This window comes from Halorientalis litorea, from assembly GCF_023028225.1.
GTDB classification, from domain to species: Archaea; Halobacteriota; Halobacteria; order Halobacteriales; family Haloarculaceae; genus Halorientalis; species Halorientalis litorea.
In genome coordinates this window covers 218,068-243,826 of record NZ_CP095482.1, presented here as the reverse complement: position 1 = coordinate 243,826, position 25,759 = coordinate 218,068, and the positions used below count along the sequence as shown (strand labels likewise).

The 25,759-nt window shown below is 66.7% G+C and carries 34 protein-coding genes; 18 read left to right on the top strand and 16 right to left on the bottom strand.

Annotation, left to right across the window (positions count from 1 at the left end):
• The first annotated feature begins 27 nt into the window (after window positions 1-27).
• A complete protein-coding gene (locus MUG95_RS01395) occupies window positions 28-1,629 on the top strand; it encodes a hypothetical protein (RefSeq protein WP_247009284.1) in 1,602 nt (533 codons plus the stop codon).
• A 21-nt stretch (window positions 1,630-1,650) separates the two neighbouring features.
• Here MUG95_RS01395 and MUG95_RS01390 read toward each other — a convergent pair whose 3' ends face one another.
• Window positions 1,651-2,118, bottom strand: coding sequence for an MOSC domain-containing protein (locus MUG95_RS01390; RefSeq protein ID WP_247010506.1), 468 nt, complete (start codon window positions 2,116-2,118; stop codon window positions 1,651-1,653).
• 143 nt (window positions 2,119-2,261) lie between these two features.
• On the opposite strand from MUG95_RS01390, the gene MUG95_RS01385 reads away from it, so the two are divergent.
• On the top strand, window positions 2,262-2,570 hold the full coding sequence (locus MUG95_RS01385; protein ID WP_247009283.1) for a cyclin family protein: 309 nt from the start codon (window positions 2,262-2,264) through the stop codon (window positions 2,568-2,570).
• Here MUG95_RS01385 and MUG95_RS01380 read toward each other — a convergent pair whose 3' ends face one another.
• From MUG95_RS01380 to MUG95_RS01360, 5 genes are all read right to left on the bottom strand, one after another.
• On the bottom strand, window positions 2,571-3,068 hold the full coding sequence (locus MUG95_RS01380; protein ID WP_247009282.1) for a phosphopantetheine adenylyltransferase: 498 nt from the start codon (window positions 3,066-3,068) through the stop codon (window positions 2,571-2,573).
• A 74-nt stretch (window positions 3,069-3,142) separates the two neighbouring features.
• On the bottom strand, window positions 3,143-3,670 hold the full coding sequence (locus MUG95_RS01375; RefSeq protein ID WP_247009281.1) for a winged helix-turn-helix domain-containing protein: 528 nt from the start codon (window positions 3,668-3,670) through the stop codon (window positions 3,143-3,145).
• 49 nt (window positions 3,671-3,719) lie between these two features.
• On the bottom strand, window positions 3,720-4,802 hold the full coding sequence (locus MUG95_RS01370) for a glutamate--cysteine ligase (protein ID WP_247009280.1): 1,083 nt from the start codon (window positions 4,800-4,802) through the stop codon (window positions 3,720-3,722).
• 82 nt (window positions 4,803-4,884) lie between these two features.
• Window positions 4,885-5,514, bottom strand: a complete 630-nt coding sequence (locus MUG95_RS01365) for a fibrillarin-like rRNA/tRNA 2'-O-methyltransferase (RefSeq protein ID WP_247009279.1) — start codon at window positions 5,512-5,514, stop codon at window positions 4,885-4,887.
• Complete coding sequence (locus MUG95_RS01360) at window positions 5,507-6,358, bottom strand: NOP5/NOP56 family protein (protein ID WP_247009278.1); 852 nt, start codon at window positions 6,356-6,358, stop codon at window positions 5,507-5,509. The genes MUG95_RS01365 and MUG95_RS01360 overlap by 8 nt, the downstream gene beginning before the upstream one ends.
• A gap of 150 nt (window positions 6,359-6,508) precedes the next feature.
• Between MUG95_RS01360 and MUG95_RS01355 the strand changes: the two genes are divergently transcribed.
• From MUG95_RS01355 to MUG95_RS01295, 13 genes are all read left to right on the top strand, one after another.
• Window positions 6,509-6,880 (top strand): hypothetical protein, encoded by a 372-nt coding sequence (locus tag MUG95_RS01355; protein ID WP_247009277.1) that lies wholly within the window; start codon window positions 6,509-6,511, stop codon window positions 6,878-6,880.
• A gap of 82 nt (window positions 6,881-6,962) precedes the next feature.
• On the top strand, window positions 6,963-7,850 hold the full coding sequence (locus MUG95_RS01350; RefSeq protein ID WP_247009276.1) for a 3-hydroxyacyl-CoA dehydrogenase family protein: 888 nt from the start codon (window positions 6,963-6,965) through the stop codon (window positions 7,848-7,850).
• Window positions 7,851-7,853: 3 nt separating this feature from the next.
• The gene (locus MUG95_RS01345) at window positions 7,854-8,474 is read left to right on the top strand and encodes a DUF2391 domain-containing protein (RefSeq protein ID WP_247009275.1); all 621 of its coding nucleotides are present in this window, start codon (window positions 7,854-7,856) and stop codon (window positions 8,472-8,474) included.
• 64 nt (window positions 8,475-8,538) lie between these two features.
• A complete protein-coding gene (locus MUG95_RS01340; protein WP_247009274.1) occupies window positions 8,539-8,718 on the top strand; it encodes an HVO_2753 family zinc finger protein in 180 nt (59 codons plus the stop codon).
• A gap of 43 nt (window positions 8,719-8,761) precedes the next feature.
• On the top strand, window positions 8,762-9,028 hold the full coding sequence (locus tag MUG95_RS01335) for an elongation factor 1-beta (RefSeq protein WP_247009273.1): 267 nt from the start codon (window positions 8,762-8,764) through the stop codon (window positions 9,026-9,028).
• Between the two features lie 56 nt (window positions 9,029-9,084).
• Complete coding sequence (locus MUG95_RS01330) at window positions 9,085-9,375, top strand: 50S ribosomal protein L21e (protein WP_247009272.1); 291 nt, start codon at window positions 9,085-9,087, stop codon at window positions 9,373-9,375.
• On the top strand, window positions 9,372-9,728 hold the full coding sequence (locus tag MUG95_RS01325) for an RNA polymerase Rpb4 family protein (protein ID WP_247009271.1): 357 nt from the start codon (window positions 9,372-9,374) through the stop codon (window positions 9,726-9,728). The genes MUG95_RS01330 and MUG95_RS01325 overlap by 4 nt, the downstream gene beginning before the upstream one ends.
• 54 nt (window positions 9,729-9,782) lie before the next feature.
• Window positions 9,783-10,373: a DUF655 domain-containing protein gene (locus tag MUG95_RS01320; protein ID WP_247009270.1), complete on the top strand. Its 591-nt coding sequence runs from the start codon at window positions 9,783-9,785 to the stop codon at window positions 10,371-10,373.
• 34 nt (window positions 10,374-10,407) lie between these two features.
• A complete protein-coding gene (locus MUG95_RS01315) occupies window positions 10,408-11,271 on the top strand; it encodes a 16S ribosomal RNA methyltransferase A (RefSeq protein WP_247009269.1) in 864 nt (287 codons plus the stop codon).
• Window positions 11,268-12,467: a mechanosensitive ion channel family protein gene (locus tag MUG95_RS01310; RefSeq protein ID WP_247009268.1), complete on the top strand. Its 1,200-nt coding sequence runs from the start codon at window positions 11,268-11,270 to the stop codon at window positions 12,465-12,467. Before MUG95_RS01315 ends, MUG95_RS01310 begins: the two co-directional genes overlap by 4 nt.
• Window positions 12,464-13,054 carry a HemK2/MTQ2 family protein methyltransferase gene (locus tag MUG95_RS01305; RefSeq protein ID WP_247009267.1) on the top strand — a complete coding sequence of 197 codons (591 nt, stop codon included), beginning with the start codon at window positions 12,464-12,466 and terminating at the stop codon, window positions 13,052-13,054. The genes MUG95_RS01310 and MUG95_RS01305 overlap by 4 nt, the downstream gene beginning before the upstream one ends.
• A 36-nt stretch (window positions 13,055-13,090) precedes the next feature.
• Window positions 13,091-14,086 carry a 5-methyltetrahydropteroyltriglutamate--homocysteine methyltransferase gene (locus MUG95_RS01300; RefSeq protein ID WP_247009266.1) on the top strand — a complete coding sequence of 332 codons (996 nt, stop codon included), beginning with the start codon at window positions 13,091-13,093 and terminating at the stop codon, window positions 14,084-14,086.
• Window positions 14,083-15,147: a methionine synthase gene (locus tag MUG95_RS01295; RefSeq protein WP_247009265.1), complete on the top strand. Its 1,065-nt coding sequence runs from the start codon at window positions 14,083-14,085 to the stop codon at window positions 15,145-15,147. Before MUG95_RS01300 ends, MUG95_RS01295 begins: the two co-directional genes overlap by 4 nt.
• Before the next feature lie 60 nt (window positions 15,148-15,207).
• Here the strand turns inward: MUG95_RS01295 and MUG95_RS01290 are convergent, their stop codons facing one another.
• The 5 genes from MUG95_RS01290 to rpl7ae form a co-directional block, all read right to left on the bottom strand.
• Window positions 15,208-15,573 carry a hypothetical protein gene (locus tag MUG95_RS01290; RefSeq protein WP_247009264.1) on the bottom strand — a complete coding sequence of 122 codons (366 nt, stop codon included), beginning with the start codon at window positions 15,571-15,573 and terminating at the stop codon, window positions 15,208-15,210.
• Between the two features lie 75 nt (window positions 15,574-15,648).
• Complete coding sequence (ndk, locus tag MUG95_RS01285; protein ID WP_247009263.1) at window positions 15,649-16,128, bottom strand: nucleoside-diphosphate kinase; 480 nt, start codon at window positions 16,126-16,128, stop codon at window positions 15,649-15,651.
• The gene (locus tag MUG95_RS01280) at window positions 16,125-16,499 is read right to left on the bottom strand and encodes a 50S ribosomal protein L24e (RefSeq protein ID WP_247009262.1); all 375 of its coding nucleotides are present in this window, start codon (window positions 16,497-16,499) and stop codon (window positions 16,125-16,127) included. Before MUG95_RS01280 ends, ndk begins: the two co-directional genes overlap by 4 nt.
• Window positions 16,499-16,729, bottom strand: coding sequence for a 30S ribosomal protein S28e (locus MUG95_RS01275; RefSeq protein WP_247009261.1), 231 nt, complete (start codon window positions 16,727-16,729; stop codon window positions 16,499-16,501). Before MUG95_RS01275 ends, MUG95_RS01280 begins: the two co-directional genes overlap by 1 nt.
• A 6-nt stretch (window positions 16,730-16,735) precedes the next feature.
• A complete protein-coding gene (gene rpl7ae / locus MUG95_RS01270; RefSeq protein WP_247009260.1) occupies window positions 16,736-17,098 on the bottom strand; it encodes a 50S ribosomal protein L7Ae in 363 nt (120 codons plus the stop codon).
• A 224-nt stretch (window positions 17,099-17,322) separates the two neighbouring features.
• On the opposite strand from rpl7ae, the gene tmcA reads away from it, so the two are divergent.
• From tmcA to MUG95_RS01255, 3 genes are read left to right on the top strand one after another with little or no spacing between them, the layout of a single operon-like run.
• Window positions 17,323-19,560 carry a tRNA(Met) cytidine acetyltransferase TmcA gene (tmcA, locus tag MUG95_RS01265; RefSeq protein ID WP_247009259.1) on the top strand — a complete coding sequence of 746 codons (2,238 nt, stop codon included), beginning with the start codon at window positions 17,323-17,325 and terminating at the stop codon, window positions 19,558-19,560.
• Complete coding sequence (locus MUG95_RS01260; RefSeq protein ID WP_247009258.1) at window positions 19,557-20,054, top strand: DUF456 domain-containing protein; 498 nt, start codon at window positions 19,557-19,559, stop codon at window positions 20,052-20,054. The genes tmcA and MUG95_RS01260 overlap by 4 nt, the downstream gene beginning before the upstream one ends.
• Window positions 20,055-20,091: 37 nt before the next feature.
• A complete protein-coding gene (locus MUG95_RS01255) occupies window positions 20,092-20,247 on the top strand; it encodes a DUF8014 family protein (protein ID WP_247009257.1) in 156 nt (51 codons plus the stop codon).
• Here the strand turns inward: MUG95_RS01255 and MUG95_RS01250 are convergent.
• From MUG95_RS01250 to MUG95_RS01230, 5 genes are read right to left on the bottom strand one after another with little or no spacing between them, the layout of a single operon-like run.
• A complete protein-coding gene (locus tag MUG95_RS01250) occupies window positions 20,244-20,978 on the bottom strand; it encodes a GNAT family N-acetyltransferase (protein ID WP_247009256.1) in 735 nt (244 codons plus the stop codon). The two genes, MUG95_RS01255 and MUG95_RS01250, sit on opposite strands and share 4 nt — an antisense overlap.
• A gap of 25 nt (window positions 20,979-21,003) precedes the next feature.
• Complete coding sequence (locus tag MUG95_RS01245) at window positions 21,004-21,396, bottom strand: DUF8055 family protein (RefSeq protein ID WP_247009255.1); 393 nt, start codon at window positions 21,394-21,396, stop codon at window positions 21,004-21,006.
• A 2-nt stretch (window positions 21,397-21,398) separates the two neighbouring features.
• A complete protein-coding gene (locus MUG95_RS01240) occupies window positions 21,399-23,072 on the bottom strand; it encodes an FAD-dependent monooxygenase (RefSeq protein WP_247009254.1) in 1,674 nt (557 codons plus the stop codon).
• Window positions 23,065-24,867, bottom strand: coding sequence for an electron transfer flavoprotein subunit alpha/FixB family protein (locus tag MUG95_RS01235; RefSeq protein WP_247009253.1), 1,803 nt, complete (start codon window positions 24,865-24,867; stop codon window positions 23,065-23,067). The genes MUG95_RS01240 and MUG95_RS01235 overlap by 8 nt, the downstream gene beginning before the upstream one ends.
• A gap of 2 nt (window positions 24,868-24,869) precedes the next feature.
• Window positions 24,870-25,724, bottom strand: coding sequence for an electron transfer flavoprotein subunit beta/FixA family protein (locus MUG95_RS01230; RefSeq protein WP_247009252.1), 855 nt, complete (start codon window positions 25,722-25,724; stop codon window positions 24,870-24,872).
• Window positions 25,725-25,759: the final 35 nt, after the last annotated feature.

The following is a 25,759-nucleotide window of genomic DNA, read 5'->3' as shown; positions in this document are numbered from 1 at the left end:
TAGTACCGCCCACCCTACGTCCCCTCAGTGTCCCGGAACCGAGATATCGTCGTCCCGATACTGCTCCTCGGTGGGGTGTGTCTCCTCGTGGCGGCCGGTACTGGCCTCGCCGGCGGTACGACTGCGGGAACGAGCAACCACACGTCCCCCACGCTCGACGTGACGCTCGACGGCGACCGTATCACGGATGGGGACGCGCGGATTATCCGTGAACAGCCACGCCTCGGCCTCGACGCGTCGGTTCCCGGGTCGAACGCAACCGTCGAGACGGTGGTCGTCACGGTGGACGGCGAAACCGTCTACGAACGTGACGACGCCGACGGGCCGGTCCGGTTGGACCGCCCGCTCCCGCTCGGCGGCGGGAACAACACTGTCAGAATCCTCGCCGAGGGGACCGACGAGGTAGCCACGTCGGTGCGGTTCCGCGTCTACCTCGAAACCGTCCCCCCGTCGCTCAGCCTGACGGAGCCGAGAACGACGCCGGCGTCACCGTACTTCTTCCCCGACATCACGGTCAACCGGACACGAATCACGCTCGCTGGCGTGTTCCGGGACGTGACCGGCGTCGACGAAGCGACCATTACCCACGAGCGGCCGGGCGTCACCGGGACGTACCAGTCGTTCGGCGTGGAGGGACCGGACGCACAGTTCTCTCGCCCGTTGCTGCTCTACGACGGACGGAACCGCATCGAGGTCACCACGCGGGACGTTCTCGACAACAGGCACATTGGGTCGTTCGTCGTCCGCGTCGTGGACCGCGAGGCACCGGAGTTGTCACTCGACTACCGCGCATCGACCGAATCGACGCCACGGTACACCGTTTCGGGGCGTATCACGGACGGCGTGTGGGTCTCGAACGCGACTGTCTCGGTTCTTCACTACAACAACGGTCCGTACGAGCCACGGAACCGGTCGTATCGGGTCGTCCCGGACCGGAACTACCGGCGTGGGACTGGGCGGTTGAACGTCTCCTTCGAGCAACGGGTTCGGCTGCTCGAAGGGGAGAACTACGTCTCTGTGACCGCACACGACAGTCACGGTAACAACGTCACGAGCGGCTACTGGATCCGCTACTCTCCGAACACGTCCCGGCCACCGTCTGTCGGACTGGATTGGAACCGGACCGTGGTGCGAGACGACGAGACGCTGATTGCCAACGCGCTCGTCACCGACGACGACCGCGACCTCGAACGCGTCCGCGTGACGGTGACGAACCTCGACACCGGCCGGGCCACTGACGTGGAATCGATTTACCCCGACCGGAACGACACGTATCTGCTCGACCGACCGCTCACCATCGAACCCGGCGTCAACCGCGTCAACATCCGCGCCTTCGACAGCACCGGCAACGATACGCAGTTGATATTCTTCGCCGACACGGCGACGGAGAACGTCAGTCGGTCACGACCAGCCACCGCCGACGGCACGACCGAAACCACCGGCATCGAAACGACCACCGACTCGACGACACCTGACGGAACCGAACCGGACCAGCCGACGGCGACGGCCGAGGACGATGGCGGCCTCGTCTCGCTGCCACCTGTCCCGTCCCTGCCGACGCTCGGCGGGGGATTCGTCCTCGTCGCCGGTCTCGGGTACCTCTGGTACCGACGAGTCACCCGGGTCTGACCGAGCGAGGGCGTGCCCGTCTCAGTCGTGGCGGTCCCGTATCGCCTCGGCCAGTTCGTCCGGGTCGGTAGTCAGCCGCTCCCGTACCTCGACGGTGTCGCCGACTTCGACAGTCCCGCTCTCGACGACGTGCGCGCAGATGCCGCCCCTGTCTGCCTGTAGTGCCCGTGCCACCCCGTCTTCCTCGGCGACGGCTTCGACGTGGGCACACGGTGGCCGTGGGCGCGTCCCGTCGAGAACAGTGTCACCGACAGCGAACCGCGTGTCGAGGAGGTGGATGAGGGGTACGCCGCGTGTCACGACGTTGCGCCGGTGGCGGCCGTCCCGGAGGTCGATGTCGTACTCCTCCTGGATGCTTTCGAGTGCCGACTCGGTCACGAGTGTTACCTCACACCCATCGAACCCCGAGTAGTAGCCCGTCCCCCGGAAATACCGGTCGCCGCGCAGGCCACGGTTGGCGACTGCCTCGACCGACTCGACTGCCGCCATCGGTTTCGAGCCCTCCTCTGCAATCCAAATACCCTCGACGGTACCGGAATCCGTGGGCGTCACACCGGTCGTACGAACGACAGGCGCAAGTGTGTTCCGACGGCTGGACAGCGTTTAAAGCAGTCGGTGGCGAACGTGGTGACGTGTACCGTGCCAGCGACGAGGTGGAACACGAGCAGTGGCTCACCGAGTTAGCCGACGCGAGGGAGACGCTGGACCTCGGGGAGGAGACGGAAGTCCGCGCCGCCGACCTGTTCCTCTCGTCGGTCCCGGACGACGACCGGTCGAAGCGGGCGGTGCTGGCGGCCAGTCTCTACGTTGCGACGTTGGTCACGGGTGAACGCCGGTCGCAAGGGGAGGTGGCGTCGGCCGTGGGCGTCTCACGGCTGACGGTGCAGCAACGGTGGAAGGACCTTCTGGAGACTGCCGGGCTAGACGCCCCGGACTGGTAGTCACTCGCCGGCGTCGCGCATCGGGCGGCCGTCGCGGTCGGGGGTGAGATTCCCGTGTTCGTCTATCTCGCCGCGGACGATGCGGGTACTCGAAATGATTTCGCCGTCGTCGGCGTACACGTGGTCGACGACTTCGATGTCGAGCGGGTCGTGTCCCCTGTCCCGCCGTATCTCGTTGATGCGGCGGCCACCCGTTTCGGTCTCGGGGGAGACGATGAGTACGTCGAACTGTTCCTCGGTGGCGATGCCGGTCGGTTCGCGGAGTTGCCGTATGTCGTACGTGCGGTCGTACTCCTCGGCGAACCGGCTCAGTTCGGCTTCGAGGTCGCGCTCTCGCTCCTCGAACGAGCGGACGCGCCTGTCCTCGTCGCGCGTCTTCGGCGCGAGCTCGTCGCTCGTCAGCCCGACAGTCACGTCACCCAACTCGAACGCCCGCTCGAACAGTGCGCGGTGCCCGTCGTGTACGGGGTCGAACGTTCCGCCCAGCGCGACCTTCATATCTCTCCGGATAGACCGCACCGGGTTTAGTGGCTTCGGAATCCCGCGTCCACACCCCCTGACAGGTTCGGCGGTTACTCCCCGTCGTCTGCCTCGGTCACCGTGATGGAAACCGGGTCGTCCGTCTCCGTCGTCCGGTCGCCATCTGGCACCTCCTCGTCGGTGTCGAGGTGGCTGTCGAGGTTGAACAGCGTGTTCAGTTCCGACTGCACGTCACCGACGATGCCCGAAACGAGGTCGCTCGGCGGGATGGCCGTGTACTCGTAGGGGTTGTTGCCCGCACCGCCGCTCTCGCGTTTCCGCCGCTCCACCTTCCGTTCCTCGTGGAGTTCCGCGAGTGCCTCGCGGACGGTACTCGGGTACAGCCCGGTTTCGTCGGCGATCTCGTCGCTCGTGCTGTGTGGGCTCTGCCGGAGACTGACGTAGATGCGGGCCCGCGTCTCGGTGTCCAGAATCCACGAGAGGAGGTCGACGACGCTCTCGTCGAACCGCTCGACCGCTCTGTCGGCTTCTTCCTCGATTCGCTCTCGGACGCTTTCGTCGTCCCCCGATTCGATACCATCCAGTTCGTCGTCTTCCGAACTCCCGTCGTTTGCAGACATGCGTCCTCTCCAGAGCGACAGAAGGAAACTGCCGAATAAAAACCCTTGGCTACAGTTGGAGGGCCGCACAGACGGCGTCGAGGCCGCCCTCGTCTCGGAGTCTCCGCTGTCTCGCCGCGCCGCTTTCGGCCTCGTACACCTCGCGGATGCCGTCGATGCCGAGGCGGTCACACTCCCGGTCGACCAGTTCGCCCAGCGGCACCGACGACGCCAACTCACGGTCCAACAGGTCGGCGTCCTGTCCGTAGCGGATGGCTCGCCACTTGTTCTCGTCCAGCAGTTCCCGCCGGTGGTCCCGGCCCGTCTCGCCGTCCTCGTAGCGCGCCGCGAGGTCGGTCACTAGCGCGTGCGTGTACTCGACGAACGCCATCACGCGCTCCGGGTCTGCCTGCCCGTCCGGAGCCCGCACCTCGACCGTCCCGTGGCCGGAGTGGGGCCGCACGTCGTACCAGAGTTCGCCCCGGTCGTCGATGGCGTCCGTCGCGAGCATCGTCCGCTCGAACTCGTCGAAGGCCGCGTAGGAGTCGAAGGCCGTCGGCACACCCGTGTTCGGCAACGCCTCGAAAATCTTGGCGCGCGCGGACTGGAGGCCGGTGTCGAACCCACACCAGTACGGCGAGTTGGCTGACAGCGCGAGCATGGGTGCGAGGTGCCAGCGCGCCTCGTTGGCCACCCAGACTGCCTTGTCCGCGTCGTCGACTCCGACGTGGACGTGGAGGCCGGCCGTCGTGTTGCGGTGCTGTGGGTACTGGATGCGGTCGAGTTGCGCGCGGTACCGTGGCTTCTCGGCGTGTTCGAGTTCCCGCCAGTCCGCCGCCGGGTGGAGGCCCGCCGCCGCGATGCCGTATCCGTGGGCCGCCGCGTGTTCGACGAGGGCCGACCGGACCGCGTGGAGTTGTTCACGGGCGTCGTCTAAATCGTTCGCCGCGATGGTCGGTGTCTGCGTCTCGATAACACACTTGAACAGTTCGTGGTCGAGTCGGTCCGCCAGAATCTCGGGCGGGTCCGACTCGTAGACGAGTTCGTCCGTGCCGCTGGTCGGGCGACCACGGTCGTCGACGACGAAGAACTCCTCCTCGATGCCCAGCGTGCCCATCTGCGTGAAGTTCTCGGCCGAACCCCGCTCGTCCATCGAAACACCGGTTGGGTGGCCCCGGGCTAAAACGTTCCCCTTGGGCAGTTCCGGCACACGACCCGAAGCCACACGCTGTGTCTCACCGTGGCCGCGCCACGACTGCGAGGTGGTCGGCGTGGTACGGTTCCAACCGCTCGCGGTCGAGTATCTCGTAGCCCTCACGCAACGAGTCGAGTACGTCCCCGAATACCGCCTCGGGGTCCCTGGTCACGTCCTCGCTTCGCGCCTTGACTGCGAGGAGCAGACGGCCGTCCGACCGGAGGAACTGCCGGTTCCGCAGTGCCACCTCCGCCTGCGTCCGCGTCGCCACGTCCTGTACGAGTACGTCGACCGGTTCGACGACGTGGGCGTACGTTTCGGGTTCTCTCGCGTCTTTCAACAGCGGAAAGAGACGGTCGCGGTCCGCGGCCACGTCCAGCAGGTCCCGCGTCGGTCGCGGCGCGAACTCGACGGCGTAGGTCGGTCCGGCGAAGTCGGCGACGTGACTGACCGTCGTCCCAGCGGCCGCACCGAGGTAGAGGACGTGCTCGCCGCCCGCCAGTCCAGTGTCCATCCCGAGGTCCAGCATCGCGCCGAGTTTCGACCGGCGGGCGTCCCAGAGCCGCCACCCGTCCCGGGTCGCTTCACCGTACACGGGGTCGCCCTGCGTCGCCAACCGCTTCTCGCCGTCGAAGGCACGACGCTCCACCCCAGTCGGGAGGTCACTCATCGCCGTCCCCCCGCGCGTGGATGGTCGCGATGCGTTCCGTGAGGTCCTCCTCCAGTTCCGGCCGCAGGTCCCCGCTGTAGTGGTCGATTCGGGCGGCGATGGCGAGTTTGCCCGCGAGAGCGCGTGCGGCCGACCCACGGTCCGACGGGTGAGCCCCCTGTACCGCCTCGTGCGTGTAGATGACGCCGTGTTTCGGCGACGGGGCCTGCCCGCGGAGGTGTGCGAACAGCGCGTCCTCCGCGCCGAGGACTTGGACCGTGCCGCTCGGCTTCTTGGCGAGGGGTTCGAGGCCGCCCGCCAGTGCGACCAACCGCGCGGCCAGCACCGGCCCGGCGAGTGCCGCGAGGTTGGGCGCGACTTCCGGTGCCGTCGTCTCCACGAACGACCGGAGTTCGTCGGCCTCCTCGTCCAGCGCGACGACACGGCGAGCGAGACTCACCACCCGTCTGTCGGCGGCGTCTGCCGTCTCCCGTGCCGCCAGTTGGCGACACGACTCGATGCCGGTCCCGGCGTCCGCGAACCGGCTCCCGGCCCACTCCGCGACGCGCTCGGCCAGTTCGTTGGCCTGTCCCCGGCAGTCGTCCATGGCCCTGACCGCGTGGACGAGTTGCTGGTCGTCGGCACGTTCGCGCTCGCGGACCGCCGCCCGCGTCGCCGCCATCGTCGCCTCGTGCAACTGGTCGTAGTACGCCGCCCTGTCCTCGGCAAAGCCCGACTCGACGGCCTCGGTCGGCCAGTCGTGAGACTGTTCGGCGTGCCCCTCCCGAACCGCAGCGGCGGCCGTCTCGGTGTCGCCGGGGTCGGGGCCGTCGAACCAGCCCGAATTCCCGGTGGTCTCGTTCATGCTGCCCGTTAGACCCCCGTCCGGTAAAGTCGTTCTCGATGTGCCCCGCCTCGGCGTCGTCGGCGGGCAGAACTGTACAGTCGGTGCGAGTCCGCTGCTCCTGTGGCAAAAACAGCACGCTCTTGACAGTCGTCGTTCAAACACAAGGATATGACCGGCCAAGACCTCGACTCGCTGGACGCGTTCCACAAGTTCGTCCTCATCGCAGTCATCGACCTGCGTTCGCGGGAAGACACGCCCGTTCACTCCTTCGACGTCTCCGGCGTCTGTGAGGACCTGCTCGACGAGTTCGAGCGACTCGACGAGATGCTTCCCGGTGGCGTGACCCGCCAGCGTGTCATCTCGGCACTCGGTGACCTCGAAGACGCGGGCCACCTCGGCAAGGAGACCACGGAATCAGCGACCGGGAAGGGCCGCCCGGCGTACGCGCTCTCGGTGGACGAGGCGGGCATTCTGGACGCACTCGGCGACGACGACCGATTCGCCGCCGCCGTCGACCACGTCCGCGAGCGTCGGAACTGAGTGCCGGCCGAGCAGTGGCGTCGACCTTCCGACAGCAGAAAGAGCGTGAACGTTTATCAGCCCGGCTATCCCGGTATCTGACATGAACGTCGCAGTAGTCGGTGCCGGGTCCCTGGGGGCTGGTATCGCACACGTCTGTGCGGCCGCCGGGCACACTGTCACCGTCCGGGGTGTGGAACCGAACGTCGTGATGGACGCCATCGACACAGTCAGCAACCGCCTCGAAGGCGGTGCCGCGGCCGGCGACATCTCCAGCAAAGAGCAGCACGCGGCAGACGATGCCCTCGAAGGAACGACGAACGTCCAGTCGGCCGTCGACGGGGCCGACCTCGTCATCGAGGCGACATCGAGTGACCTCGACGGCAAGCGTGACACGTTCGCCGACGTGGAGGGGTACGTCGACGAGGAGACGGTCATCGCAACGGCCACCACGTCCCTGTCGGTGACGGCCATCGCCACCGCACTCGAACACCCGGAGCGGGCGGTCGGGTTCCACTTCGCCGACCAGCCCCACCTTGTGGAACTCGTCGAAGTCGTCCCCGCCGACCAGACCGACGACGAAACGGCGGCCTTCGCCGTGGAATTTATCGAGGGCCTCGGCACGGAACCCATCGTCGTCGCGGACGCGCCCGGCCTCGCCTCGGACCGCCTCGGCCTGTCACTCGCCGTCGAGGCCATGCGGATGGTCGAGGACGGCGTGACCGACGTTCGGGACGCCGACGCCGCGATGGAGTTGGGATACGACCACCCAGTCGGGCCGCTCGAACTCAGCGACCGCGTGGGGCTGGACACGCGACTCGACACGCTGGAACGTCTCAGCGACGAACTCGGCGACCGGTTCGAACCGCCCGCAATCCTCCGCGAGAAAGTCGACGCGGGAGACACCGGCAAAAGCGTCGGCCGCGGCTTCTACGTCTGGGAGAGCGGCGAACCGGAGGCACCGGGCGACGACACGGAGGACTTCGCCTGAGGGATGACAGACGGTGACGACGGTGGGGCGGAGTCGGGCGCGGGTTGGGGAGCCGACCCCGGAGCGACGACGGCCGACGGTGACCCGCCCACGCTCGGTGACCTGCTCGACGAACTCGACGAGTATCGGGACTCGCTCACCGACCCGCAACGGCGCGAGCAGATCGAGGACATCATCGAGACTGCCACCGACGTGGAGGAACCTGCCGTGTTCGGCCGGACTATCGTTGGGTTCGACTGGGCCGACCTCGCCGAGGCGATGCTGGGGTCGGTACTGTTCGGCATCCCGATGCTCGTGGAGGGCGGCACACAGGAGGTCGGCGTCTCCTTGGCCGAGTCGCCGCTCTTTCTCGGCGGGACCCTCGTGTTCGCCGTCGGAATGGTGGTCGGTATCCTCTACGTCGCCGACATTCAGGACGTTCGCATCTACGAGCCGATTTTGGGCTTCATTCCCCGCCGGGTGGCCGGCGTTCTCGGCGTCTCCATGCTCACGGCACTCGTCCTGAGTACCGCGTGGGGCCGCGTCGACTGGAACGAACCGCTCGTTGCGTTCGCCCAATGTACTGTCGCGTTCGTCCCGATGGCCGTCGGGGCGGCACTGGGCGACATCCTGCCGGGGTCGTAGCCCCGCCCTGCATACCCACGGGGGATTATGAAGGGTTAAATGTGGGCGCGTCTACTCGGGAGATATGAGTGAGTCCGAGCAGAAACAGCGGCAAAAGTGCATCTCTTGTGGCATCAACATCGCGGGGAACAGTGCGGCGGCGTTCAAGTGTCCCGACTGCGGACACCAGATTTACCGCTGTGCCAAGTGTCGCAAGCAGAGCAACCTCTACGAGTGCCCCGACTGCGGATTCATGGGTCCCTGACCGATACCGCAATCCAAATCACCCCCCACACCAACCACCAACCATGGGAAAAGTCGCAGCCAAAGTCAAGGTAATGCCGCAGAACCCCGAAGTCGACCTCGACGCGCTCCAAGAGCGTCTCGAGCAATCCCTGCCCGAAGGGGCCAAGATAAACGGGTTCGAGCGCGACGACGTGGCGTTCGGTCTGGTCGCACTGTTCCCGACGGTCATCGTCCCCGACGACGCCGGCGGGACGGACGCCGTCGAGGAAGCCTTCGGTGACGTCGAAGGCGTCGAAAGCGTCTCCATCGACTCCGTCGGTCGCGTATAGTCGGCTGGCCCGGAACGCACGTTTTATAAGTCCGACCACACAACCGACAGCCACGAATGCCCAACTCGAATGGCCCCAAAAAGAAGACGAGGCACAAACTCAGCAACAAACCGCGAGACCGAGGTACGTCGCCGCCACAGCGGTCCGTCGAGGAGTTCGAGGTGGGGCAGAAGGTCCACCTCAAAATCGACCCCAGCGTGAACGGCGGCCGATTCCACCCGCGGTTCAGCGGCCTCACGGGAACCATCGACGGAACCCAGGGCGAGGCGTACAAGGTGATAATCGACGACCAGGGCAAGGAAAAGACCCTCATCACCAAGCCCGCCCACATCACGGCGCAGGAATGACGATATTCAAGGAGAAGGTCAGCGAGGAGTACCTGACGCTCGCGGAGACCAAGGAGATACTCGAAGGCCTCGAACGCGAGCGGGCGGCCAACGAGGACCGCGAGATGCGCTACGAACTGGCGCGGGCCATCGAGCACGTCAACCATTTCGCGGAACTCACTATCGAGGAGTCGACGGAGTTGGTCGCCGAACTCCGTGAACTCGACAAGGTGGACGAAGCGACGGCCTACAAGATTGCGAACCTCCGGCCGCGTGACCGCAACGAACTCCGGGCCATCTACGCACAGGAACGGTTCTCCCTCTCGGGCGAGGAACTCGACGACATCCTCAACGTCGTCACGAAGTACGCCTGACTGCGCGGGCGGCCCGGTGTGGCTTTTATATAGCCAGTGGCCGTAGTCGAACGCATGACTGACTCCGAGAGCGGCGACCCCGAGGCCGACGCAAAGATGGGTGTCGTCTTGGACTTCCTCCGCCACGGCCGCACCGAGGACGACCGCCCTCAGTACGAGAAGTCGCCGCTCGCCTACGTCCTCACCGAGGACGATTTCGAGTTGTTCGAGGTCGAGTTCACCGACGACCCCGACATCGCCATCGCGGACCGCGTGAACGTCGCCCGCGACTCGGACCTCCCGGTCGGTGCGATTCGCGACATCGACTACGATGACTTGCCCGGCGGCGCGCGCTCGGAACTAGAGTACGTCGTCGAGGACATCGTCGCCGACAACGAACGGCGGTTCGTGGACTTCTACAACGAGGCCCAACCAATTACCCTCCGCCTCCACCAGTTGAACCTCCTGCCCGGCATCGGCAAGAAACTCCGCAACGACATCCTCGACGCCCGCGACAGGCGACCGTTCCAGTCCTTCGAGGACCTCGAATCCCGCATCGACGGGCTTCACAGTCCCCGAGAGACGCTGGTCGAACGCATCATCGAGGAACTCCGCGAGGACGACCTCAAATACCGGACGTTCGTGCGCACGGACGAACAGGACTGACAGGCTTTTACTGCCGGGGCCGCGACGCACAGCTATGACCGGTGACTCCCGGCGGACGGACGGGTCGCCCGAGCGACGCGACCCGGACGCGCTGATGCGGCGGGCGGGCGTCCGGGGGAATCCCGACCGTGACCAACACTTCCTCGTCGACGACCGGGTACTCGACCGCCTCCCGACGTACGCCGACGAGGCGGACACGAGCCACGTCCTCGAAATCGGCGGCGGGACCGGCGCGCTGACCGACCGGTTGCTCGCATTCGCCGACCGCGTGACGGTCGTCGAGCGCGACCCCGACCTCGCGGCGTTCCTGCGTGCGGAGTTCGCCGACGCCGTGGCTGACGGCTGTCTCACCGTCGTCGAGGGTGACGCGCTCGACGTCGACCTGCCCGAGTTCACCCTCTCGGTGTCGAACCTCCCGTACGGACTCTCCAGCGAAATCACCTTCCGCCTCCTCCCTCGGGGCCGCCCGCTCGTGTTGACGTTCCAGCGGGAGTTCGCCGAGCGGATGGCCGCCGAGGCCGGAACCGACGACTACGGACGGCTGTCGGTGACGGCGGGTCACTACGCGGACGTGGAGGTGGTCGAGACCATCCCGCCGGAAGCGTTCGCGCCGCCGCCTGCCGTCGAGAGCGCGGTGGTCCGGACGACGCCGCGTGACCCCGAGTACGAGGTCCCGGACGACGGCTTCTTCCTCGATTTCGTGACGGCAGTGTTCACACAGCGACGCAAGACGATGCGCAACGCCGTCCGGAACACGGCCCACATCTCGGGGTTGGGCGACCCCGACGCGGTTGTCGACGCCGCCGACGACGACCTGATGGGCAAACGCGCCGGGAACGTCACGCCCGCCGAGTTCGCGTCGCTCGCACGACTCGCGTGGGGCGTGGGTGAGCCGTGACACCGGACCTCGCGACGGGCGTGCAGGCGTCATTCGGAACCCCGGAGAGCCGCTTCCCCGCGAGTGGCGTCGTACTCGCGTTGCTGGCACTCGCCGCCGCCGCCATCTGGCGGCTGGACGAGGTTCTCGAAGCGTGGCTCTCGACGGACGACGTAGAGGCAGTCCAGGCCGTCGCGTTCAGTATCGCCGCCAGCGTCACGGGGTGGTTCCTCGTCGTCGTGTGGCGTGCGGCGGACGAGGTTGCCAGTAGCCTCGAAGTCATCCGGTTCGGGCCGCGGCAGGGCGTTCTCGCGCTGGTGGGTCTGTTGACGCTCATCGTCGCCTACACGCTGACGCGTGTGAGCAAGGGCCTGCTGGACCAGCGCGGCGGCGACGTTATCACGGCTCATCGCCGGGAGATACTCCACCACTTCATCCAGATAGCGGTCTACGTCTTCGCGTTCGCGTTCGTCCTCTCGCTGGCCGGTGTCAACCCCGGTGACCTCCTCGTCGGAGCGGGTGCCATCGGTCTGGTCGTCGGGTTGGCCGCCCGACAGACGCTCGGTGGGATACTCGCGGGGTTCGTTCTCATCTTCGCCCGGCAGTTCGAGGTCGGTGACTGGGTCGTCATCGGCGACCAAGAGGGCGTCGTGACCGACATCACGCTGTTCAACACGCAACTGCGGACGTACGACGACGAACACGTTCTGATTCCGAACGACGAGGTCACCCAGTCCGAGGTGGTCAATCGGTCACAGTCGGGTCGCCTCCGCGTTTCGGTCGACATCGGTGTCGACTACGACGCCGACGTGGGCCACGCCGCCGAAACCGCAGAGCAGGCCGTCGCAGACTGCGACGTGGCACCGCTCCTCTCGGAACCGTCGCCGACAGTCGTGGGCAAGCGGTTCGGCGACTCGGCCGTCGTCCTCGAATGTCGGTTCTGGATATCGGACCCGAGCGCGCCGCAGATGTGGCAGACCCAGACCGCCGTCATCCGCGAGATTAAGGCGGCGTTCGCCGCCGAGGACATCAAGATACCCTTCCCACAGCGTGAACTCATGGGGCGTGAGGAGGCGACGGGGCTTCGCCTCACCGGCGACGCGTCCGGCGAAGGGGACCGCGCGTCGATGTCGGCCGACGGCCACGGCGGACCCGACCGGGGTGGCGACCCCAACGGGCCAGCGGGGACAGAGACCGAGGGGGACGCGGACGGATGACCGACCTCGCGGAGCGACGTGGCATGGACGACGACGTGTACGGGCCGGCGGAGGATACCCGTCTGCTCGCCGAGGCGACTCGTGACGCGGTCACTACCGGGGACCGGGTGTTGGACGTGGGGACGGGGTCGGGGTTCGTCGCGGAAGTCGCACGCGACGCCGGTGCCCGCGTCGTCGGGTCCGACGTGAACCCCCACGCCTGCCGGGCCGCGCGCGAGCGTGGGATTCCGGTGGTCCGGGGGAACCTCACCGCACCGTTCCGGGCCGGAACGTTCGATTTCGTGCTGTTCAACCCCCCGTACCTCCCGACACCGCCGGAGGAGACGGGCGACGACTGGATGGCAAAAGCACTGTCCGGCGGCGAATCCGGGCGGGCGGTCGTGACGCCGTTCCTCGACGACGTGGGTCGCGTCCTCGCGCCGGACGGGGCAGTCCTCCTGTTGGTCTCGTCGCTGACCGGTCTCGACGAAGTTCGGGACACGGCGAACGAGAACGGTCTCGTGGCAGAAGAGGTAGCGAGCGAGAAGTACCCATTCGAGCGACTCGTCGCCCTCCGTTTGATTACTACAAATCATCAAACCGATTAGCAAATATTAAAGGCCGTCATTTCGTACCACTTCGTAATGACAGAGGTAGTTACGACGACACCGGGACTGTTCCCGTTGCCTGACTGGACGAAAGACGAACTCTCGGAGTTGAAGGGCCACCAGAAGGCCGACCTCATCGACGGCACCGAAGGGGCCGAGATTCAGAGCGTCTACGACCGCACGCGCGGCGAATTGATCGAGCGACAGCAAGCGGCTGGCCTCGACCGCGTCGTCGAGGGGCAGGCACGCTGGGACGATATGATTGCCCACCCGCTGGCCGTCGCCGACGCCGTGGAGACGCGCGGCATCGTCCGCTACTACGACAACAACAACTTCTACCGCGAGCCAGTCGTGACCGACGACCTCGCGGCGACAGGCGACGTGGCGGCGGAACTCGACTCGGCCGCGGACCGCGTCGACTCGGGGCTTCAGGCGGTCCTCCCTGGCCCGTACTCGCTCGCGGACCTCGCTACCGACGAACACTACGGCGACGAACAGGCGTTCCTCGGAGCCATCGCGGAGTTCCTGACGGCCGAACTCGCGGAGTTTCCCGACGTAGAAACGCTGTTCCTGCTGGAACCGTCCCTCGTGGAGAACCCGCCCGGTGACGGTGCGGACCAGCGGGCGAGCGAGGCCATCGACCACGTCGCCGCCGCCACTGACGCCGACGTCGTCGCCCACACCTACTGGGGCGCGCTGGAGGAGAAAGTGTACGCACACCTGATGGACGCCGACGTGGACGCCATCGGCTTCGACTTCGTCGCGAACCACGAGGACAACATCTACAACATCAACGAGTACGGCACCAAGTCCGACGTGGCACTCGGCCTCGTGGACGGACAGAACACGCTCGTCGAGGACCCCGAGACCATCGAGGAGCGTATCGAGTGGGTCGGCGAGCAGACCCCGAGCGCGGACTTCGAGACGGTGTACGCGACCATCAATACCGAGACGTTCTACCTCCCGGGCAACCGCTTCGAGGAGAAACTGGACGCACTCGGAGCCGTCGGTAAGACGGAGGTGGAAGCATGACGGACACCCGCGAGCAGTTCCGACCCGAAGGACACGGCACCGACCACTTCCTTCTGACCACCGTGGTCGGGTCCTATCCCAAGCCGACGTGGCTCAACCGCGCCCGCGACCACTGGGAGGACGAGGACCACGAGTTCGACGACGACGACTGGCACGAGGCCACCGACGACGCCGCCCGCCTCATCACGAACGAACACGAGCGTACCGGGATGGACGTGGTCGTCGACGGCGAGATGCGCCGCAACGAGATGGTCGAGTACTTCGCCCACCGCATCGACGGCTACGAGTTCAACGGCCGCGTGAAGGTGTGGGGACACAACTACTTCGACAAGCCGTCTGTCGTCGACGAGGTGACCTACGGCGAGGAGTGGCTGGTCGAGGAGTTCGAGTTCACCGACGACGTGTCGGCCCGCCCGGTGAAGGTGCCCATCACCGGCCCGTACACGCTCGCTAACTGGTCGTTCAACGAAGTCTACGACAGCCAGGAGGCTCTCGCCTACGACCTCGCAGACCTCGTGAACACGGAGATAGAGCGACTCGTGGACGCCGGCGCGAAGTACATCCAGATAGACGAACCCGCGCTGGCGACGACGCCGGACGACCACGCCATCGTCGGCGAGTGTCTCGACCGTATTGTCGACCAGATTCCCGACGACGTGCGCGTCGGCCTGCACGTCTGTTACGGGGACTACTCGCGTATCTACCCCGAGATTCTCGACTACCCTGTCGAGGAGTTCGACCTCGAACTCTGTAACGACAACTACGAGCAGTTGGACGTATTCACAGAACACGAGTTCACGAAGGACCTCGCGCTGGGTGTCGTGGACGCCCACGTCGCCGACGTGGAGTCCGTCGCCGAAATCAAGGACAACATCAAGAAAGGGTTCGAGATAGTGCCCCCGGAGCAGTTGACCGTCTCGCCGGACTGCGGGCTGAAACTCCTGCCGCGTGACGCGGCGTACGGCAAGATGGAGAACATGGTTCAGGCCGCCCGCGAAGTGGAGCAGGAACTCGACGACGGCGACATCGAGGTCGGTTTCGCCGCGCCTGCTGACGACTAGCGAGGCCGACCAACGGGAGGCCTCGGCAAAGCCGACCACCTCGCTTCGGCTGTGGTCTTTTTAGGACAGTTCCTGCACCAGTAGTGCCACCGACAACCCGACCGGCATCAGGTAGATGCCGGCGACGACGGCGAAGTCGGTTCGGCGGTTCCTGACAGCCCACAGGTGACGAGCGATGGCGAGGAGGACGCCACCGATAGCGAGCGCGGCCCACGGGTGTTCGAACTGGCTCGCGCCGGTCAGGAGAAAGGCCGTCAGGATTGCCACTGCGGCCGTGAGGAGGTACTGAAACGAGTGGTCACGGTTCAGAACGGCCCCGACTGTCGCGACTAGCGGCGGCACGCCCAACACGCCGAGGACGAGCAAGAAGAACAGTGACTCGGACGTTAGCACGCCACCCTGCAACACCGTCCGGAATACGGCCATGGTGGCCGTATCAGCGCGGTGACCTAATAGCTACTGACGAGTTAACGGCCGGCGAAAAACGGGTCCGCGTCGGGGTCAGTTGTCGACGTCCTCGTAGACCCACGGTTCGTCGCTGCGGTCGTAGTCGACCAGTTCGTCCTCGTCGAAGAACAGGTCGATTTCGCGCTCGTTGGCACCGGGGTCTTCGTGGTCGGAGCCGTGGATGACGTTCTGTCCGAGGTCGAGGCCGAGGTCACCGCGGATGGTGCCCGGCTGTGCCTCGGCAGGGTCGGTCGTCCCCATCATCTGTCGGACCTGTCGCGTCGCGTCGGCACCTTCCCAGACCATCGCCATGACTGGCCCGGACGTGATGAACGCCACGAGGTCGTCGAAGAACGGCTCGTCCTCGTGTTCGCCGTAGTGCTGGTGTGCGAGGTCCTCGTCTATCTGCATGAACTTCGCACCGACGAGCTTCAGGCCGCGACCTTCGAGTCGGTCGATGATTTCACCGACGAGGCCGCGCTGGACCGCGTCCGGCTTTGCCATCACGAAAGTACGCTCGTCGTGGTGGCTCATGCGTCCTCCTCGGCCTCGGCGTCGTCTGCACCGTCCGCGTCGGCCGCTTCGGTGTCGTCCTCGGCTTCGGCTTCGGCCGACTCGAGGTCCGGTGCGGCACCGCTCTCGTCTGCGTCCTCGTCTGCGGCCGGTTCCGCCTCGATGTCTGGTTCTTCGTCCGCGTCCGGCTCCTCGTCGGGTTCGGCTCCGCCTTCGGGGCCGCGACCCTCTTCGGTCCACTCCACGTCGCGCGCTTCGCGGCCGAGGTCGGCGTTTTTCTCACACTTCGACGAGCAGTAGTCGACGGTCGACCCGTCGTTACGGACGAGCATCGTCCCGGTTCCGGGCTCGATGTCGTCGCCACAGTAGTCACACTCTCGGGTTCGGGGCATTATTGTCCTCCAATCTGGTCGGCTTCGCGGGCCGTCTCGCGGAGTTGGAGTACGTCGCCCTCACGGACCGGCCCGAGGACGTTCCGCGTGATGATGCGGCCTTGGTTCTCGCCCTCGCCGATGCGGCACTTGACCTGCATCGCCTCGCCGTGCATGCCGGTTCGGCCGACGACTTCGATGACCTCGGCGGGCGTCGAACCGCCGTCGCCTTCGGATTCCGATTCACTCATCGTGTATCACTGAAGGTCTTCGAGTTTGTCGGCGATGTCGTCGATGTCGGCGGCGGCGTCGCCACCGTCGACGATGGCCGCCGCGGCACTACCGACTTCGAGGCCGGCGGCGTGGCCGATATCGTCCTGCGTCTCGACGAACAGGTACGGAATCGCCTTCTCGTCGGACAGTTCGGGGAGGTGCATGACGATTTCCTCCGGCTGTACGTCCTCGGCGACGTACACGAGGTCGGCGTTCCCGCGCTCGACTGCTTTGGTCGTCTCGTTTGTACCCTTCTTTACTGTTCCCGTGTCCCGCGCGACCTCGAGTGCCTCGAGGGCGTCGTCGGCGAGGTCCGCCGGAACGTCGAAATCAACGTATACTGACATTGGTAATCTCCTCCTGTCCGTGGGCTCGCGCTCCCCCGCCTGAGAGTCCTGAGAGGCTAGGAGCATCATCAACCCCGCACAGGCTGTACCCGTGAGTGGCCCCGCTCCGCTAAAAGCCCTTTCGATGCCGAAAAGCGAGTGACAGCCCCACACACGCCCACGATTGTCGGGACAGCGACGGGACGACCGCCACACCCAAGCCCCCACCACGGTACTGTTGGAGTATGCTCGCCGAGGTGACGACAGCCCTCCGCCGGGACGCCCAGCGAGCGGACGAGCGTCGCGTCCTCGTCCTCGCCGGAACCGCCAGTTCGGGGTACGACGGAGCGCGTGCGGTACTCGACGCCGCCGAAATCCCCGCTACGGCGGCGACGCTCGTGGGTCCCGACCCGACACTCGACTGTGAACACCTCCCCATCGGACACTCCGGCGACTTGCTCGGGACAACGCGTGAGGCCGTCGTCCTCGACGTACACGAGGAGTGCCGACCGAACGCCCTCGGTCGGGCCGTCGGTGCGGTGGACGGCGGCGGCCTCCTCGTGTTGCTGACGCCGTCGTTGGCGGAGTGGCCCGACAGACGCGACGCGTTCGACGAGACGCTCGCGGCACCGCCCGCGGACGTGGCCGACGTGACCGGCCACTTCCGGACACGGCTGGTCGAGACGCTCCGCGCGCACCCTGGCATCGCAATCGTCGACGTGGACGCCGGGACTGTCGAGCGCGACGGCCTGACCGACCCGGACCCACACCGACCGGACCACGACGTGACGGTCCCATCGGACGCCACGTTTCCGTCTAGCGTCTACACGGCGTGCCTGACCGAGGACCAAGCCCGGGCGGTCCACGCCCTCGAAGTCCTCCGGGACGACGAGCAGGCCGTCGTGGTGGAGTCCGACCGTGGCCGCGGGAAGTCGAGTGCCTGCGGGTTCGCCGCCGCCGCCCTCGCGATGGCTGGCCGGGACATCCTCGTGACGGCCCCCGACTACCGCAACGCCGCGACGGTCTTCGAGCGGGCACACGAGACGCTCGATGAGAACGATGCCCTCGTGGGTACGCCGAGTGACGAGTCGCCGCGTGACCTGCGGACGGCCGAGGGCCGGGTCCGGTTCGAGCGTGCCGCCGACGCAACCGCGCTCCCGGGCGACCCGGACGTGGTCATCGTGGACGAGGCGGCCGCACTTCCCGTCGGCGTCCTCGCTTCGTTCCTCGACGCGCCCGCCGTCGCGTTCGCCACGACCATCCACGGCTACGAGGGAGCGGGCCGGGGGTTCTCGGTCCGGTTCCGGGACCGGCTGACGGAGAGCGACCACGAGGTGACCGAGGCCCATCTCGACGACCCGATTCGGTACGCCGCGGGCGACCCAGTGGAGGTGTGGGGGTTCCGTGCCCTCCTCCTCGACGCGCGGCCACCGGTCGCGGAACTCGTCGCCGACGCCACGCCCGAGACTGTGGAGTACGCCGCACTCTCGCCCACCGAACTGCTCGCGGACGAGAATCGACTGCGCGAAGTCTTCGGACTGCTCGTGTTGGCCCACTACCGCACGGAACCCGACGACGTGGCGCGCCTCCTCGACGCGCCGAACGTCTCGGTTCGCGCGCTGGTTCACGACGGCCACGTCGTCTCTGTCGCACTACTGGCTCGCGAGGGCGGACTCGAATCGGAGACACGAGCCGCCATGTGCGACGGGAGCCGTATCCGGGGGAACATGCTCCCGGACGTGCTCACGACCCAACTGCGGGACGAGGCGGCGGGGAATCCGGTCGGGATGCGCGTCCTCCGTATCGCGACACACCACGCCGCCCGTTCGCGGGGGCTCGGCTCGGCACTCCTCGAAGCGATGCGGGCGGAGTTCGCCGACGACGTGGACTGGCTCGGCGTCGGCTACGGTGCGACGCCGAGCCTCGTCGACTTCTGGGCTACGAACGGCTACACGCCGGTCCACCTCTCGACGACGCGCAACGACACGAGCGGCGAGTACTCGGCCCTCATGCTCGACCCGACGAGCGAGGCCGGGCGCGCGCTCGCCGACCGACACGCAGCCCAGTTCGTCGCCCGCATCGGCGCGGTGCTGGCCGACCCACTCCGTGACGCCGACGCGGACGTAGTACGCGCCGTCCTCGGTCCTCTCTCGCGGGAGTACGACCCGCATCTCGCCGACTGGGAGTGGCGACAGGTCGCGAGTGCCGCCTTCGGCCCGGGCCTGTTCGACATGGCTCCGGGACCGTACCGACGGCTCGCCGTGGCGTACTTCGTGACCGACACCGACGCGGATCTGACCGACCGACAGGAGCGACTGCTCGTCCGCAAAGGACTGCAGGGGCGGCCCTGGGACGCGGTTGCCGCGGCGTCGTCGTACCCCTCGACGGCCGAGTGCATGCGGGCGTTCGGGACTGCCTTCGAACCGCTCGTGGACGCCTTCGGGAACGACGCGGCACTGACGGAGGCCGACCGCTACCGATGACGGCCGTGCTCGGACAGGACCCCGTGACGTGGCTCGCGCTCACGCTGGCTCTCGTCGGCGTCGTCGGCAGCGTCGTCCCGCTCGTTCCGGGGGCGGTACTGTCGCTGTCGGGACTGTACCTCTACTGGTGGGGGACCGGCTACAGTGACCCCGCGCTGTGGGTGCTGGTGTTGCTCACCCTCGTCGGCTTGTTCGCCGTGGCCGTGGACTGGCTGGCGGGGGCCATCTCCGCGAAGGCGAGCGGCGCGTCGACGCTGACGACGGTGGCCGCGGGCGTCGCCGGGTTCGCCCTCTTTTTCGTCGCCGGACCGTTCGGCATTCTCGCGGGCGTGGCCGGCGTCGTCTTCCTCGCGGAACTGAGCCGGACCGACGAGGTGCGGGCGAGCGCGCGGACGGCGGCCTACACGACGCTGGGGATGCTCGCTTCGGCCGTCGCTCAGGTCCTGCTCACGGCGACGCTGTTCGTCGCGCTGTTGGTCGTCGTGTTCGTCTGAGGGAAACCGGCTTGTCCTGCCTGCACGAAAGGCTCGTATGGGCGAGTGTACAGAAGAGGGGTGTACCGAGACGGCCGCGGTGCGTCTCCACATCCCGTGGGCCGAGAACCGCGAGGTGTGTGCGGGGCACGCCCGCGTCTGGGCGCAGAAAGACGGCGTGGTCGCCGACCCGCTGGACGGGGCCGACCTCTAGAGGTCCCGCTCCATCATCACCTCGTCGATGTACTCGCCGTCGAGTTTGTAGTGGTCCTCGCGGCGGGCGTCTTCGGTCCAGTCGTGTTCCTTGAGGAACGCGATGGCACCCTCGTTCGTCGAGGGGACGCTGTTGTATATCTTCTCGGTGCCCTGCGAGGCGGCCCACTCTAGGCCACGCTGCATGAGGTGGCTCCCGATGCCGTGCCCGCGGTAGGCTTCGAGGACGCCGAGCGTGAGTTCCGCGGTGTGACTGAGTTTCTCCATCTCCGGGTGGCGGATGTGGACCCAGCCGACCACGTCGTCGTCGACGCAGGCGACGAAGAACATCCGCGATTCGAGTTCGTTGTGGCGGAGCAGTACCTCCTCGTGGTCGATGATGTCGGCGACGCTCTCGGCGACGACGTACGTCCCGCTCTCGACTGCGGCCCGGATGGCACCGACCAGTCCGGTGATGTCCTCCTGTCGGGCCTGCCGGATGGTGAACTCGACGTCACCCTCCTCGTACTCCTCGGCGACGCCGCTGTCGTAGGCGATTCTGAGGTGGTCCGCCGCTGTCTCTTCGAGCAGGCCGTCGCGTTTCAGGATGGCGACGTGGTGGCCGAACTCGCGTGCGTCCATCGAGAGCGCGTCACGCGCTCTGTCCGGCCGAACCTCGCCGTGACTCTCGACGAACTCGTACACGTCTTTCCGCCCGCGGTGTTCGAACTGGAGACTCTCGGTCATTCCCATGTGGTTCGGTAGCACGGAACACTACTTAAGCGTTGGTGCCGTTCTCGCCGTGCCGGGCGGGAACGCCCGTGAGCATCGCGGCCACGTCACGGACGTTGTGCGTGTCGAGTAGCAACTCGGCGGCTTCCCGGACGGTGACGTCGGCGTGGATGTCGACGCCGTAACAGGCCGCGTACAGTTCGAGATAGCCGTTCAGCGTCTCGTGGAGGGCGTCGAACTCCGACTCCGAGAACCGGACGCCCCAGTCGTTCGCGCGGGCGTCGACGTACACCATGACCGTCGGCCCGAGTCCCTCACGGCAGAGCGACATCGCGCGGTCCGACGCCGGTGGGTCCTCGGGCGGGTCGAACGCCTGCCTGTCCTCGCGGTACTGCCGCCGTAGCGCGCGGATTCGGTCCCCGTACTCCCGGTCGGGCATTCTCAGCCCTGCTTGAACTCGACACCTTTCCCGCCGGCGGGGTGTTCCCAGTCCGTCTCGGCGACGACGGCACAGGTCCCGCACTCCACGCAGGGCTGTGTGTCGAGGCTGACGAGGTGCTCCTCGTGGCCGTTGGTCTTCACCCGCTCGTCGCGGTAACAGCCGCCGCCGAAGTCCTTCGCGCTGACCGGGCAGGCCGCGACGGCCGCCCCGCTCGCCTCGAAGGAGTTGTCGACCAGGTCGATGTGCGGGTCGCCTACGTCGTAAGTCAGGTCGCCGATGCGGTCGGCCAACTCCGGCGGCTCTATCTCGCTCTCGTCGGTGACGCGCGTGCCGAGTGCCTCCGCGATGGCCGTCGGCATCGTCACGTACGGCGTCCCCGTGTCGGGGAGCATCCCGACCACGAACGGCGAGTTGAACCCCCAGTCGAGCAGGCCCGCCTTGTCGGCGAGTTTCATCCCCACCCGGCCGACGGCCGACCCGAGCACGGCGTCCGCCGCCGCCGTCACCGGCCCGTTCTCGGCGACGGCACTGACCGCCCGGTAGCGGGTCGGACGGAGTTTTCGCATCACGCCCTCCTCGTGGAGTTTCTGCTCGTATCGCTCGCCCGCGCTTGCCGGCTGGTTCTCGACACGAGCCTCCGCGACGGCTTCCCCGGCCAGCGCGCCCGCAGTGACGGCGTGGTTCATCCCCTTGATAATCGGGCCTTGAGCCTGCATCTGTCCGGCGGCGTCACCGACCAGTAGGAGACGGCCCCGATGTGGCGAGGGGTTTGCCACCTTCTTCGAGTCGGGAACGAGTTTGGCCCCGTACTCCAACTCCTCGTACTCGTCTCCGAGCCACTGCGCGAGCAGAGGGTGCGTCAGGAGGCCGTCGAGCAGTTCGTGTGGTTCGGCTTCCTCCGCCACCAGCGAGTCGAGGTGGAAGACGGTCCCGATGGACAGTGACTCCTCGTTCGTGTAGAGGAACCCCCCGCCGCGGACGCCCTCGAAGAGGTTCCCAGAGAACAGGTGTGCGGCACCCTCGTCCGGGCCGACGCCGAACCGCTCGTCGATGGCGTCCGCCGGCACGTCCACGACTGCTTTGACGCCTTGGAACCACTCGTCCGGTTCCTCCCAGTCCATCAAGCCCGCGTCGCGGGCGAGTTCGGAGTTCACGCCGTCGGCGGCGACGATGGTGTCGGCCGTGATGGGGTCCAGTTCGTCGCAGGTCACGCCGACTATCTCGCCGTGGTCCCGGAGGAGGCCGTTCACGCGCACGCCGGTCAGCAGGCCGCCGCCCGTCTTTCTCGTCAGTTCGTGGACGCGCTCTTCGAGCCACGAGTCCATGTGTCGCCGCAGGACGGCGTCCGACCACGCCGTATCGTGTTCGTGGAGGTCGGTCATGTCGACGGTCTTGACCTGCCGCCCGGCGATGTTGTGGAGGTAGTACTCCGTGACCGGCCGCTCGCTGGCCTCCTCGCGGAACGCCGGGAAGAAGTCGTCGATGGTGTGTGGCGCGGACTCCTCGGCGTAGATGAGTCCGCCGCTGACGTTCTTCGACCCGGATTCGGTGCCCCGCTCCAACACCAGCGTCTCGACGCCGCTGTTGGCCAGTGCCGCGGCCGCCGCCGCACCGCCCGGCCCGGCACCGACGACGACTGCCTCGTAGTGTTCGTACTCGTCTGTGTCACTCATTGGTGTCACCTCTGTCCGACCGCGAACGCCCTCCGCTCGCCTCGTCTTCTCGCGGGCGTTGCCCGCTCGGCCTGTCCGCGGACCTCCGTTCCACGCTCCCCCCGTCCGCCATCGCCTTCAGGTCCAGTTCGCCCGCCTCCAGCGACTCGGTCAACTCCGGGAGTACCTCGAAGAGGTCGCCCTCTACGAAGTAGTCCGAGAACTCCCGAATGTCCGCATCGGTGTCGGTGTTGATGGCGACGATGGTGTCCGACTCGTCCATCCCGACCTTGTGCTGGACCGCGCCGGAGATGCCCGCCGCGATGTACACGTCCGGTTCCACGACTTGCCCGGACTCGCCGATCTGCCGCTCCTCGGCCACGTACTGCTCGACGTGGCCGTCGAACTGGTAGGAGGCCGTGATGACGCCACGCGAGAGGCCGAGGTCGGCCTCTTCGAACTGGTCGACGAGGTCGAGTCCGAGTTCGATACCGGTGGTCGGGTCGTCCCCGATGCCGCGGCCGAGTGCGACGATTACCTCGTTACCCGAGAGGTCGACGCCGCCCTCCAGTTGGTCGTGGTCGGTGACCGCGACGCGGAACCAGTCGTCGTCGAGTGGCATCTCGTGTTCGATTACCTCGCCCTCCCGCTGGTCGTCCGGATCCGGCACGTCGAAACTGCCGGGAATCACGGACGCACCCTGCGGGTGGAACTCCCGCCCGGGTTTGTCCAGACAGAGGATGGTCGAGTACTCGAACCCGGAGAAGTCGGGCCGCTTCATGTGTAGCACGCGACGGAAGGTGACGGTCTCTCCGGGTTTGCCGGTCTTCGCCGGGTTCGAGATTTCGGAACTCTCGATGAACAGGTCCGAACAGTCCGAGGCCAGCCCCGAGTCCAGTTCGGCCTGTACCATCGCCGAGAGGTCGCGTCCGTTGTTCGTCGCCGGGAAGACGGTGTAGCGCGGTTCGTCGTAGTCCCGCCACTCCTCCGCCGGTCTGTCCTCGCGCCCGTACTCGTGGCCCGCGCCGCGTGCCATGTCGCAGAATATCTCCGTGTAGGGCTTGTGGCGGAACCGCGAGAGTCGGTCGTCCTCCAGATACACCACGTAGTCGGCCCCGTAGGCGATGCACGTCTCGGCGTGGTCGGCCACCTCGTCGCCGATGAGGACTGCCACGACGCTCTCGTCCTCGCCGGAAGACTCGTCTTCCGAGCCCCCACTCGCTTCGCTCGCGGGGACGCCGTACTCGTCGTTGTACCCATCCATCAACTCGCGGGCCTTCCCCAGCATCTCCTTGGACACGTCGATGAGCGACCCTTGCTGTGTCTCACAGTAGACCCACATGTCACGGTAGTCGCCGCCGTCCAGTGCCTTCACGTACTGCTTGTCGGCGGTCGGGTGGTCGAGGTCCGGGTGCTTCGCCTCGGGGTCCTCGACGACTACCTCCTCGCCCTCACCTTCCTCGGTCTCTCGGAGACTCTCGATGCGGTCCTCGATTTGACCCTTCGCAGTCTTGCGGTCTTTCCCGTCTCTCTCGCGTTCGAGCAGGTCCTCCAGTGTCTCGATGGCCTCGACGTCGCGCACGAGGTTCGCCACGTCGGCGACGGTCATCTCGGTGAGGTCGACCTCGCTCGGGTCCGCCGCTCCGTCCTCCTCGGAGACCTTCTCGATGCGGTCCTCGATGAGCGTCTTGACCGGTGCGCGGTCCTCTCCCGCCTCCTCGGCGTCCAGCATCTCGGCCAACTCCTCGGGGTCGTCGACGTCTTTGATTTTCGGCCCCAGTTCGGCGATGTCGTACTCTGTCGGGTCGATATCCATGCTCAGTCACCTCCGGCGTACGGCGTCAGTTCCTCGAACACCGATTCCATCGCCGCCTCGTCCGTCGCGTCGACCATCGTCGCCTCCCGTTCGGAGGGAGCCTTCGGAATCGGGTCGACGCCGGCCACGATGGTCGGCGACCCGTCGAGGCCGATGTAGTCCGGGTCGAGGTTCAACTCCTCTTGATTGAACGTCGTCAGATGCTCCTCGAACTCCTCGGCCCGGTCCTGTGTCTCGGCTCGGAGGTCCTTGTGCCGGAGGCGATGCTCGGCCTTCCGGTAGGTCGGTTCGAACTCGGGGTCGGCCACGACGAAGCAGGGCAGCGGTGCCTCGACGGTCTCTATCTCTGCCACGTCGCCCTCCACGAGGCGTTTCGCGCGGAGTGTCTCCGCTGCCTCGTCGATGTCTAGGGCGACGACGTGGGTGACGACGGGCCAGTCCATACACCAGCAGGTCTGCGGGCCGGTGTGGCCCGTCTCCCCGTCTGCCGTCTTGAAGCCCGCGAACACCACGTCCGGTGGCTCCTCCAACTGCTCGATGCCCGTCGAGAGCGTAATCGACGTGGCCCACGTGTCCGCCGCCCCCATCTCCCGGTCAGAGAGGAGATACAGGTCGTCGGCGTACACGTCGGCCATCCCCTCCCGGAGGACTTCCTTGTACCCCGGCGGTCCCATGCTCATCAGGCTGACCGTTCCGCCGTGCCTGACTTTTGTCTGGAGGGCGGCCTCCAACGCGTGCTTGTCGTTGGGGTTCATCACCGTCGGCGTCTTCCCGCGCTCCAAGTGGCCGTCTTCGTCGAACGATACCTGCCCCTCCCGGAAGTCGGGGACGCCTTTCGTGAGAACTACTGTGTGCATAGGTATCACACCATTTGGGTGAACATCTCTACCAC

Bases quoted from the DNA above. Each gene is read 5' to 3' on its own strand.
- MUG95_RS01325 (WP_247009271.1), top strand. From the start codon at position 9,372: ATGACGATATTCAAGGAGAAGGTCAGCGAGGAGTACCTGACGCTCGCG.
- MUG95_RS01335 (WP_247009273.1), top strand. From the start codon at position 8,762: ATGGGAAAAGTCGCAGCCAAAGTCAAGGTAATGCCGCAGAACCCCGAA.
- MUG95_RS01345 (WP_247009275.1), top strand. From the start codon at position 7,854: ATGACAGACGGTGACGACGGTGGGGCGGAGTCGGGCGCGGGTTGGGGA.
- MUG95_RS01375 (WP_247009281.1), bottom strand. From the start codon at position 3,670: ATGTCTGCAAACGACGGGAGTTCGGAAGACGACGAACTGGATGGTATC.
- MUG95_RS01360 (WP_247009278.1), bottom strand. From the start codon at position 6,358: ATGAACGAGACCACCGGGAATTCGGGCTGGTTCGACGGCCCCGACCCC.
- MUG95_RS01290 (WP_247009264.1), bottom strand. From the start codon at position 15,573: ATGGCCGTATTCCGGACGGTGTTGCAGGGTGGCGTGCTAACGTCCGAG.
- rpl7ae (WP_247009260.1), bottom strand. From the start codon at position 17,098: ATGTCAGTATACGTTGATTTCGACGTTCCGGCGGACCTCGCCGACGAC.
- ndk (WP_247009263.1), bottom strand. From the start codon at position 16,128: ATGAGCCACCACGACGAGCGTACTTTCGTGATGGCAAAGCCGGACGCG.
- MUG95_RS01260 (WP_247009258.1), top strand. From the start codon at position 19,557: ATGACGGCCGTGCTCGGACAGGACCCCGTGACGTGGCTCGCGCTCACG.
- MUG95_RS01320 (WP_247009270.1), top strand. From the start codon at position 9,783: ATGACTGACTCCGAGAGCGGCGACCCCGAGGCCGACGCAAAGATGGGT.
- MUG95_RS01230 (WP_247009252.1), bottom strand. From the start codon at position 25,724: ATGCACACAGTAGTTCTCACGAAAGGCGTCCCCGACTTCCGGGAGGGG.
- tmcA (WP_247009259.1), top strand. From the start codon at position 17,323: ATGCTCGCCGAGGTGACGACAGCCCTCCGCCGGGACGCCCAGCGAGCG.
- MUG95_RS01330 (WP_247009272.1), top strand. From the start codon at position 9,085: ATGCCCAACTCGAATGGCCCCAAAAAGAAGACGAGGCACAAACTCAGC.
- MUG95_RS01355 (WP_247009277.1), top strand. From the start codon at position 6,509: ATGACCGGCCAAGACCTCGACTCGCTGGACGCGTTCCACAAGTTCGTC.
- MUG95_RS01245 (WP_247009255.1), bottom strand. From the start codon at position 21,396: ATGCCCGACCGGGAGTACGGGGACCGAATCCGCGCGCTACGGCGGCAG.
- MUG95_RS01295 (WP_247009265.1), top strand. From the start codon at position 14,083: ATGACGGACACCCGCGAGCAGTTCCGACCCGAAGGACACGGCACCGAC.
- MUG95_RS01315 (WP_247009269.1), top strand. From the start codon at position 10,408: ATGACCGGTGACTCCCGGCGGACGGACGGGTCGCCCGAGCGACGCGAC.
- MUG95_RS01380 (WP_247009282.1), bottom strand. From the start codon at position 3,068: ATGAAGGTCGCGCTGGGCGGAACGTTCGACCCCGTACACGACGGGCAC.
- MUG95_RS01305 (WP_247009267.1), top strand. From the start codon at position 12,464: ATGACCGACCTCGCGGAGCGACGTGGCATGGACGACGACGTGTACGGG.
- MUG95_RS01300 (WP_247009266.1), top strand. From the start codon at position 13,091: ATGACAGAGGTAGTTACGACGACACCGGGACTGTTCCCGTTGCCTGAC.
- MUG95_RS01240 (WP_247009254.1), bottom strand. From the start codon at position 23,072: ATGAGTGACACAGACGAGTACGAACACTACGAGGCAGTCGTCGTCGGT.
- MUG95_RS01235 (WP_247009253.1), bottom strand. From the start codon at position 24,867: ATGGATATCGACCCGACAGAGTACGACATCGCCGAACTGGGGCCGAAA.
- MUG95_RS01390 (WP_247010506.1), bottom strand. From the start codon at position 2,118: ATGGCGGCAGTCGAGTCGGTCGAGGCAGTCGCCAACCGTGGCCTGCGC.
- MUG95_RS01275 (WP_247009261.1), bottom strand. From the start codon at position 16,729: ATGAGTGAATCGGAATCCGAAGGCGACGGCGGTTCGACGCCCGCCGAG.
- MUG95_RS01250 (WP_247009256.1), bottom strand. From the start codon at position 20,978: ATGGGAATGACCGAGAGTCTCCAGTTCGAACACCGCGGGCGGAAAGAC.
- MUG95_RS01370 (WP_247009280.1), bottom strand. From the start codon at position 4,802: ATGGACGAGCGGGGTTCGGCCGAGAACTTCACGCAGATGGGCACGCTG.
- MUG95_RS01340 (WP_247009274.1), top strand. From the start codon at position 8,539: ATGAGTGAGTCCGAGCAGAAACAGCGGCAAAAGTGCATCTCTTGTGGC.
- MUG95_RS01255 (WP_247009257.1), top strand. From the start codon at position 20,092: ATGGGCGAGTGTACAGAAGAGGGGTGTACCGAGACGGCCGCGGTGCGT.
- MUG95_RS01365 (WP_247009279.1), bottom strand. From the start codon at position 5,514: ATGAGTGACCTCCCGACTGGGGTGGAGCGTCGTGCCTTCGACGGCGAG.
- MUG95_RS01280 (WP_247009262.1), bottom strand. From the start codon at position 16,499: ATGCCCCGAACCCGAGAGTGTGACTACTGTGGCGACGACATCGAGCCC.
- MUG95_RS01350 (WP_247009276.1), top strand. From the start codon at position 6,963: ATGAACGTCGCAGTAGTCGGTGCCGGGTCCCTGGGGGCTGGTATCGCA.